We start from the raw sequence: 8,427 nt of genomic DNA, 5'->3' as shown, positions 1-8,427 counted from the left end.
AGGCAGTCGTCGTCTCCGGCGTCGAGTGCATGGATGCGGGCGCAGGCGTCGTTCTGGTCGATCACGCACAGGCGCGCGGGCGCGGTCCGTCCCAGCGATGCCAGGTCGGCGGTGTCCCGGATGGCCGGGGCCTCCGTCTCGCCCATCAGCAGCGCGTCGACCTGTGCCGTGGCCAGGTGCGCGCAGACCTGGGCCAGATCGTGCGCCAGGCTGACGCGGTGGCCGTAGCCGCGCAACAGCGTCTGCAGGCGGCCAGTGTCCTCGGCCGGCAGACCGGCCAGGACCAGGTGCCAGGACGTTGGCGCGGAGGCGGATGCGGCAGAGTGCGTGGGGTAGGGATGTTCCATGGTCCTGGGAGGTGCAGTGCGGATGCCGTCGAGCCTATCGGGCTGCAGAGGCGGGCAAACCCTGAACAGGTCGGTCGCGCGGCGCCGGTTTACCTGCGGGCAACCTGCGGCGCAGGAACGTGTGGTGGCGACTCCGCCACATGCGCTACGCTTGGCGGATGACCGATCTGCCGTTTCCCCCCGCGCTGCCGGATGCTCCGGACTGCGCTGCCCCGACTCCGCCGCTGAGCGCGGCCGAACTCGACACGCTCGATGCCTTCCTCGCCAGCCTGCCTGCGGGCGCGATGAACGTGGAAATGCTCGATGGTTTCTTCTGTGCGCTGCACTGCACGCCCGATCTCGTCGGTCCGGCCGTCTGGCTGCCGCTGGTCTGGGGTGAAACGGCGGATGCCGAAGCTTCGTTCGACGACGAAGGCCAGGCGCGCGCGATCGTCGGGCTGGTGACGCGCCACTGGAGCACGGTGGCCGAAGAACTCGTCAAGGCCGACGCCTCGGACACCCCCCGTGTGCCGCGCTTGAGCGCCGACGCCCACGGTCGGGTCACGGGCAATGCCTGGGCGAATGGCTTCGCGCGCGGCATGCACGTGTCGCCGGAAGGCTGGCAGGAAATCCTCGGTGACGAGCAGGCCGGCGAGGTGCTGGTGCCGATGATGATGCTGCACCACGAGCACGACCCCGACGAGGCGATGCGCCCGCCGCCGTTCGACGACGGGGTGCGCGCCGAGGTGATCGAGGCGATGGTGATGGGCGCGGCGCAGCTCTACCGCCACTTCGGTCCGGCCCGCCGCGCCGCCTCCCGCGCCGACCGTCAGGCGCTGACCTTCCGCCGCACGGGCGCGAAACCCGGGCGCAACGACCCCTGCACCTGCGGCAGCGGCAGGAAATTCAAGGCCTGCTGCGGGCGCAACTGAGCGGCAGGGGGCTCTGGAGCGCCCGCGCCATCTTCAAAGGTGCATCCAGGCCGCCACGCCCAGCAGCACCCCGCCGCCCGCCACGGCATACATGGCGACCTTGAGCCAGCCCTGCTTCGTGAGCAGCGAGATGGCCGCCAGCGCGATCGAGATCTGCAGCGCGGTGGTGGCTTGTGCCCAGCGGTGGTGCAGGTGCAGCTGCTCGTCGGACTGGTGGTCCCACGCGGTCGATTCCTTCTCCAGCGCCTCGGCCTTGACCTTGATGTCTTCCTTCTCGGTCTTGTAGCGCTGGATCTCCTTGGCGTAGCCGTCCCGCACCTCGCCCTGGGTCAACTGCACGCCCAGCTCGGCCAGATTCTGCTTGCTGCTCTTGGCCTGGTAGTAGTTCCACTGGTTGCTGGCCTCGGTCTTCTTGATCGCGGCGTTGTTCTTGTAGAGCCCGGCGTTGGACTGGGTCGCGCCGCCCATGTACGAGAACAAGGCGCCGACGGTGGCAATCACCGCGGTCGCCACCGCGATCGAATTGGTCGAGGCATCGCTGCTGCCGTGGTGGGCGACATGCTCCAGCTCGTGGTCGTGGGGGCCGTGGACGTGGAAATGGTGGTCGGACATGGGGCTGGCTTTTCCAATCAATGCAGTCAATGGGGGGTTGCGGTGCGGGTTGAGATCAGCGTTTCCAGGCACTGCTCCCGGATTCCATAGAACGCCTTGATCTCCCGGATCTGTGCCCGCACGGTGTCGGCATGGCCTTCCGGCGTGTCGCTTCGCTTCACGGCCAGGATCATCTTGTTCTTGTTGGTGTGCTCCAGCGAGACGAACTCGAAGACCTGCGTGTCGTAGCCGGCCGCGTCCAGCAGCAGCGCGCGCAGGCTGTCGGTGACCATCTCGGCTTCCTGGCCCAGGTGGACGCCGTGCTGCAGCATCGGGCGCAGCAGCGGCGGGGTCTTCATCTGCGGGCGGACCTGCTTGTGGCAGCAGGGCGAGCACATGATGATCGACGCCCCGGCGCGCAGCCCGAAATCGATCGCGTAGTCGGTGGCGATGTCGCAGGCGTGCAGCGCGACCATCACGTCCAGCCCGACCGGCGTGTAGTGGCGCACATCGCCCGCGTCGAAGCGCAGACCTTCCAGCCCGTGGCGCGCCGCTGCGTCGTTGCACAGCGCGACCAGTTCCTCGCGCAACTCCACGCCGGTGACCTGCGGCACGCGCCCCTGCGCATGCAGCCAGTCGTGCATCGCGAAGGTCAGGTAGCCCTTGCCGCAGCCGAAGTCGAACACCCCGATCGGCCGGTCCGCCGGTGCACCGGCCAGCGGTGACGCAGCCATCGCGCTGGCGAATACTTCGGTGAACTTGTTGATCTGGCGCCACTTGCGCGACATGGCCGGGATGAGCTGGTGCTGCGCGGTGGTCACGCCCAGGTCGCACCAGAAGGGGCGGTCGAGCGAGAGCAGGCGTTGCTTCTCGCGGTTGTGCGTCGGGGCGTCGTTCTCGTTCTCCGGCGGGTCATCGGCCGAGCGTCCTTCGGCCGAAGCCACCTTGCCCACGCGCAGCAGGCTCTTGTCGCGCCCGCCCTTTTCCTTGACGGTGAGCTGCACTTCCTGCGTGCGGGTGTGCAGGTGGGCATTCTGGAAGGCCGGGCCGAGCAGGCCGTCCAGCACGGCCACCGCCTCGGCCACTGGGTGGTTCTTGGTGATGTCCTTGGTGGTGTGGCGGTAGACCAGCTGCAGACAGGCTTCGCCGCGCAGTTGCACCGGCCGCACCAGCAGCCGCTCCAGCCCCGCCTCGCTGCCGCGGTACTTGCCCAGTGTCAGGCGCACGAACTGCCGCGTGGCCAACGCCGTGTCCAGCAGTTGCAGAAACCGGGCGCGTGCGGGCGCCTCGACAGGAGGGGAGATCAGGTTCGAGAACATGCGGCGATTGTCCCGTATCGCTCCGGACGGCGGCGGGGAACCCTCATTCTGACCGCCACCGGCCCGTGTCTTGATGTCGCACAGGTTCGGCGGTGTGCTGTGCCAGGACAATCCCGGGATCTCCTGCCTGTGAAAGGCCCGTCCCGTGCCCAGTGCCTTCAATTTCGACGCCTCGCCTTTCGATGCGCTCCACCCCGACGAGCGCCAGCTGGTGCGGCGCAGCGTGGACATCGAGTACTTCCGCGAGGGAGCGGTCATCCTGTCGCCGGGCACCGAGCCGACCCACCTGTTCGTGGTCATCAAGGGCCACGTCCAGCAATGGGACGGTGACGAGCAGCAGGCCAGCTTCGGCCCCGATGACTGCTTCGATGGCCGTGGTCTGGTGGCGGGTCAGGTCAGCAGCCGCTTCATCGCCAGCGAGGAAGTGGTGGTCTACCGGCTGGCCAAGGCGGCGGTGTCGACGCTGATCGCCAGCAATGCCACCTTTGGCGCGCTGCTGTTCGCGGACCTGTCGAACAAGCTCGGCGCGCTGGCCGAGCGCCGCAGCCAGCACGAGCTGCAGTCGCTGACCATGGCGCGGGTCGATCAGGCCTATCTGCGGCCGGTGCACTTTGTCGACGCCGACGACGACATCGCGAAGGTGGCCCGCGTCTTCCACGAGCAGCGCACGACCAATGTGCTGGTGCGCGACACCGCCTGCGTGCCGTCCCGGCTGGGCATCTTCACCGTGACCAGCCTGCCCAAGGCGATCATGAGCGGTGTGCCGCTGGACCAGCTGCCGGTGCGGGAACTGGCCAATTTCAATCTGGTGACGATCCGCCCGAGCACACCGCTGTTCGACGCGCTGGCGCTGATGATCCGGCACCGCATCCACCGGCTGGTGGTGGCCGAAGGCGAGCAGATCCTGGGCTTCCTGCAGCAGCTGGACCTGCTGAGCTACCTGTCCAACCATTCCTACCTGATCACGTTGCAGATCCTGGAGGCCACCGACATCGCCACCCTGCGGACCGCGGCCGAGCAGATCACCCGGCTGATCGGTGTGCTGGCGCACAGCGGGACCAAGGTCGGCATGATCGCCCGGCTGGTGCAGGAGCTGAACGCGACGCTGTTCGAGCGCGCCTGGCAGCTCATCGCCCCCGCCGACCTGATCGCCAACAGCTGCCTGTTCGTCATGGGCAGCGAAGGCCGTGGCGAACAGCTGCTCAAGACCGACCAGGACAACGGCCTGATCCTGCGCAATGGCTACCAATGCCCGCATGATCTTGGCGCAGTGTGCGACCGGTTCTCGGCGGCACTGGCCGAGTTCGGCTATCCGCCGTGTCCAGGCCGCATCATGGTGAGCAACCCGGACTGGCGCCACAGCGAGGACGATTTCGCCCGAACGGTGCGCAGCTGGCTGTTCGCGCCGACCCCCGATCACCTGATGTCCCTGGCGATCTTCCTGGACGCGCACAGCGTGGCGGGTGATGCAGCGCTGCTGGCGGGGGTGCGCGAGCAGATCTGGCGCTATGCCAACGACAACGCGGGGACGCTCGGGCGCTTTGCCGGAGCGATCGACGCCTTCAGCACCGACAGCGGCTGGTGGAACCGCATCCTGCACCTGGGCGATGGTGGCAAGGAGCAGCTGGATCTGAAGAAGGCCGGCATCTTTCCGCTCGTGCATGGCGTGCGCAGTCTGGCGTTCGAGCACCGGATCACCGCCACCGGCACGGTGGAGCGCATCGAGGCCCTGCTCGCCGCTGGGCACCTGCCGGTCGATCTGGGCACGGATCTGGTCGAGAGCCTGCACTTCTTCATGGGGTTGAAGCTGCGTGCGGGTCTGCAGGCGCTGGAGCAGGGGCGCCCGGCCAGTTCCGGCATTGCACTGGACAAGCTGGGCAGCCTGGACCGTGACTTGCTGAAGGACACCCTCGCCGTGGTCAAGCGCTTCAAGGCCCATCTGCGGCTGCACTTTCACCTGGATGTGATCTGATGGGCCGCGGTTCTGGAGGGTTGTTTGGCCAATGGGCAGCGCTCAAGCGGGCATGGATGCTGTGGCATCTGGCAGACCAGCGGCTGCGGTTCCTGTACGACGAGCCGCCGCCGAACGAATGGGTCTCGGTGGACTGCGAAACCACCGGGCTGGACACCCGGCGCGACGACATCATCTCCATCGGTGCAGTGCGCATCGTCGGTGACCGGGTGATGACGAGCGAGGCGCTGTCGCTGCTGGTGCGGCCGCGCAAGGCGCTCACCGCCGACAGCGTGCGGGTGCACCGCCTGCGCGACCAGGACGTCGCCAACGGACTGGAGCCCGAAGAAGCGATGCGCCAGTTGCTGACGTTCATCGGCAGCCGGCCGCTGGTCGGGTATTTCCTGGAATTCGACGTGGCGATGATCAACCGGGTGCTGTTTCCGATGCTCGGCGTGGCACTGCCGCAGCCCAAGATCGAGATCTCGACGCTGTTCTACGAATACAGGTTTCGCCAGTTCCATGGGCACGAGCAGGATCGGCACATCGACCTGCGCTTCGACACGCTGATGACCGAGCTGGACCTGCCGCGGCGCGAAGCGCATGACGCGCTCAATGACGCCGTCATGGCGGCGCTGGCGTTCATCAAGCTGCGGCATCTGGAATAAAAAAACCCGGCAGCGCCGGGTTCTTGTGGATCCCGCTTGCGCGGGCATGCAGGTGCTGGATCAGTGACCCGAAGCACCGTCGGCGCCGAGGCCGGTTTCCGAGCGGATCTGCTGGGCTTCGAAGGCGGCACGTTCCGAAGTCGCCTGCGCGCTGCGGTCCATGATCGACACGAGCCAGATCGTCACGAAGGCGATGGTCATCGAGAACAGCGCCGGCGAGGTGTACGGGAACCAGGCCGTGCCCTTCGGATTGCCGAGCGTGGCTTCCCACACCGACGGCGACACGACGGTCAGCGCCACCGACGAGATCAGGCCCAGGAAGCCACCGGCCACGGCGCCCTTGGTGGTGCAGTCCTTCCACAGCACGCTCATGAAGAGCACCGGGAAGTTGGCCGAAGCCGCGATCGCGAAGGCCAGCGACACCATGAAGGCGATGTTCTGCTTCTCGAACGTGATGCCCAGCGTGACCGCCAGGACGCCCAGGCACAGCGTGGTGATGCGCGACACCTTCAGCTCCGAAGCGCTGTCGGCCTTGCCCTTCTTGATCAGCGTGGCGTAGATGTCATGCGACACCGCCGAAGCGCCCGACAGCGTCAGACCGGCCACGACAGCCAGAATGGTCGCGAAGGCCACTGCAGAGATGAATCCGTAGAACACGTTGCCGCCGACCGTCTTGGCCACCAGAACGGCCGCCATGTTGGCCGTGCCAGCGCCGCCCTTGATGATGCCCTTGGCGGTGTCAGCCATCTCGGGGTTCGTCAGCACCAGGGTGGTCGCGCCGAAGCCGATGATGAAGATCAGCACGTAGAAGTAGCCGATCCAGGTCGTGGCCCAGAACACCGACTTGCGAGCCTGCTTGGCATCCGGCACCGTGAAGAAGCGCATCAGGATGTGGGGCAGACCGGCGGTACCGAACATCAGCGCCATGCCGAAGCTGATGGCCGAGATCGGGTCCTTGATGAAGCCGCCAGGGCCCATCAGCGACAGGCCGATCTTGTCGGGGTTCATCGCGTTGGCCTTGGCCATCGCAGCCGAAGCAGCCGAGGCGGCTTCCGGCGTCATCGCGGCGGCAGCAGACGCTGCAGCACCGGCGATGGCCGCTGCCTTGGCGTTCACGGCGATCGCGGTCTTGACGGCGACACCCTTGGCGAACAGCGCTTCCGGCGAGAAGCCGAACTGCGACAGCACCATGATGGCCATGAAGGTCACACCCGACAGCAGCAGGCAGGCCTTGATGATCTGCACCCAGGTGGTGGCCGTCATGCCGCCGAACAGCACGTAGACCATCATCAGCGCGCCGACGATCACGACTGCCATCCAGTATTCGAGACCGAACAGCAGCTTGATCAGCTGGCCGGCGCCGACCATCTGGGCGATCAGGTAGAACGCGACGACGACCAGCGTGCCCGACGCGGCGAACGCGCGGATCGGGCCTTGCTTGAAGCGGTAGCCGGCCACGTCGGCGAAGGTGAACTTGCCGAGGTTGCGCAGGCGCTCTGCCATCAGGAAGGTGATGACGGGCCAGCCGACCAGGAAGCCGATCGAGTAGATCAGGCCGTCATAGCCTGTGGCCATCACGGCTGCGGAAATGCCCAGGAACGAGGCGGCCGACATGTAGTCGCCCGCGATCGCCAGGCCATTCTGGAAACCGGTGATGCCGCCACCGCCGGTGTAGAAGTCGGCCGCCGACTTCGTCTTGGCCGCGGCCCACTTCGTGATGAACAGCGTGCCGGCCACGAACATCCCGAACATGCCGATGGCCGTCCAGTTGGTCTCTTGCTTGGCGATCTGGCCCATGTCGGCACCAGCGGCCAGCGCGGCCCCCGCGCCCAGCAGCCCGACCAGGGCCATCAGGTATTTGAACGTGCGGCTCACTTGGAGACCTCCTGCAGGATTTCGCGGGTCAGGCGATCGAACTCGTCGTTCGCGCGACGCACATAGATGCCCGTGATGATGATGGTGAAGATGATGACGCCCATGCCGATGGGGATGCCGATGGTCGTCACGCCTGCGCCCATGGGTTGGGCCAGGAATTCCTTGTTGAAGGCGATCAGCGCGATGTAGCCGTAGTACACGACCATCATCAGCAGGGTCAGCATCCAGCCGAAACCGCTGCGCTTTTGTTTTAGTTCCGCATACTTAGGGTTTGACCTGATGCGGGCGATCACAGGATCTGCCATGGATTTCTCCTATTAAATACAGGTGAATCAGATAATTCGAAATGTAGTCTAGGAGCGGAATCTGACCAAATACTGACCAGATGGCAGGTAAATATCCGATGTGGAGCGCTCTGACTACTGCAGTCGCAGAAATGACATCAGTCAATACTGACTGAAACCTGACAGTCGGGGAAACCACCTAGATACTGTGATCGCACGGGTTTCATCAACGTGACTCGATGTCGGATTTGCATCCTGGCTTCAGATGGAACGGGGGCAAGTGGTTGTCGATCGTGTCGAATTCACGGCCTCTGTCGTTCGAAATCCCTTGTTCGAGGTGCAGCACTCCTCGTCGCAGGTGGGCCGTTGGCTTATCAATCGGGGTGATTTCCATTTCGGCTTCTTATCTTCGCCTTGCGCAGATAAATCCAGACTGAATCAAAATCGCCGGTTATTCGGGAAATCCCGCAAACCGGGATGC

Annotated in this window: 8 protein-coding genes; 3 read left to right on the top strand and 5 right to left on the bottom strand. The window is 65.6% G+C overall.

The window, feature by feature from the left end; all coding sequences use genetic code 11:
• Window positions 1-347, bottom strand: a 347-nt coding sequence (locus AB3X43_RS10235) for a hypothetical protein (protein ID WP_369429744.1), incomplete at its 3' end; no start/stop codon positions are given.
• A 158-nt stretch (window positions 348-505) separates the two neighbouring features.
• Between AB3X43_RS10235 and AB3X43_RS10230 the strand changes: the two genes are divergently transcribed.
• Window positions 506-1,258, top strand: coding sequence for a UPF0149 family protein (locus AB3X43_RS10230; protein WP_369429743.1), 753 nt, complete (start codon window positions 506-508; stop codon window positions 1,256-1,258).
• A 33-nt stretch (window positions 1,259-1,291) separates the two neighbouring features.
• Here AB3X43_RS10230 and AB3X43_RS10225 read toward each other — a convergent pair whose 3' ends face one another.
• Together AB3X43_RS10225 and AB3X43_RS10220 are read right to left on the bottom strand one after the other, a co-directional pair.
• Window positions 1,292-1,870: a DUF4337 domain-containing protein gene (locus AB3X43_RS10225; protein ID WP_369429742.1), complete on the bottom strand. Its 579-nt coding sequence runs from the start codon at window positions 1,868-1,870 to the stop codon at window positions 1,292-1,294.
• A gap of 26 nt (window positions 1,871-1,896) precedes the next feature.
• A complete protein-coding gene (locus tag AB3X43_RS10220; protein WP_369429741.1) occupies window positions 1,897-3,168 on the bottom strand; it encodes a class I SAM-dependent methyltransferase in 1,272 nt (423 codons plus the stop codon).
• A 145-nt stretch (window positions 3,169-3,313) separates the two neighbouring features.
• On the opposite strand from AB3X43_RS10220, the gene AB3X43_RS10215 reads away from it, so the two are divergent.
• Window positions 3,314-5,140, top strand: a complete 1,827-nt coding sequence (locus AB3X43_RS10215) for a putative nucleotidyltransferase substrate binding domain-containing protein (RefSeq protein ID WP_369429740.1) — start codon at window positions 3,314-3,316, stop codon at window positions 5,138-5,140.
• A complete protein-coding gene (locus AB3X43_RS10210) occupies window positions 5,140-5,787 on the top strand; it encodes a 3'-5' exonuclease (protein WP_369429739.1) in 648 nt (215 codons plus the stop codon). The genes AB3X43_RS10215 and AB3X43_RS10210 overlap by 1 nt, the downstream gene beginning before the upstream one ends.
• A 60-nt stretch (window positions 5,788-5,847) precedes the next feature.
• Here the strand turns inward: AB3X43_RS10210 and AB3X43_RS10205 are convergent, their stop codons facing one another.
• Both AB3X43_RS10205 and AB3X43_RS10200 read right to left on the bottom strand, forming a co-directional pair.
• The gene (locus AB3X43_RS10205; protein WP_369429745.1) at window positions 5,848-7,638 is read right to left on the bottom strand and encodes a cation acetate symporter; all 1,791 of its coding nucleotides are present in this window, start codon (window positions 7,636-7,638) and stop codon (window positions 5,848-5,850) included.
• A 20-nt stretch (window positions 7,639-7,658) separates the two neighbouring features.
• Window positions 7,659-7,967 carry a DUF485 domain-containing protein gene (locus AB3X43_RS10200; RefSeq protein WP_369429738.1) on the bottom strand — a complete coding sequence of 103 codons (309 nt, stop codon included), beginning with the start codon at window positions 7,965-7,967 and terminating at the stop codon, window positions 7,659-7,661.
• Window positions 7,968-8,427: the final 460 nt, after the last annotated feature.

The organism is Sphaerotilus sp. (assembly GCF_041083715.1).
Lineage (GTDB): Bacteria > Pseudomonadota > Gammaproteobacteria > Burkholderiales > Burkholderiaceae_C > Sphaerotilus.
The sequence above is the reverse complement of the archived record's forward strand: the minus strand, read 5'-3'. Positions and strand labels throughout refer to the sequence as shown.

Bases quoted from the DNA above. Each gene is read 5' to 3' on its own strand.
- AB3X43_RS10210 (WP_369429739.1), top strand. From the start codon at position 5,140: ATGGGCCGCGGTTCTGGAGGGTTGTTTGGCCAATGGGCAGCGCTCAAG.
- AB3X43_RS10200 (WP_369429738.1), bottom strand. From the start codon at position 7,967: ATGGCAGATCCTGTGATCGCCCGCATCAGGTCAAACCCTAAGTATGCG.
- AB3X43_RS10205 (WP_369429745.1), bottom strand. From the start codon at position 7,638: ATGGCCCTGGTCGGGCTGCTGGGCGCGGGGGCCGCGCTGGCCGCTGGT.
- AB3X43_RS10220 (WP_369429741.1), bottom strand. From the start codon at position 3,168: ATGTTCTCGAACCTGATCTCCCCTCCTGTCGAGGCGCCCGCACGCGCC.
- AB3X43_RS10225 (WP_369429742.1), bottom strand. From the start codon at position 1,870: ATGTCCGACCACCATTTCCACGTCCACGGCCCCCACGACCACGAGCTG.
- AB3X43_RS10230 (WP_369429743.1), top strand. From the start codon at position 506: ATGACCGATCTGCCGTTTCCCCCCGCGCTGCCGGATGCTCCGGACTGC.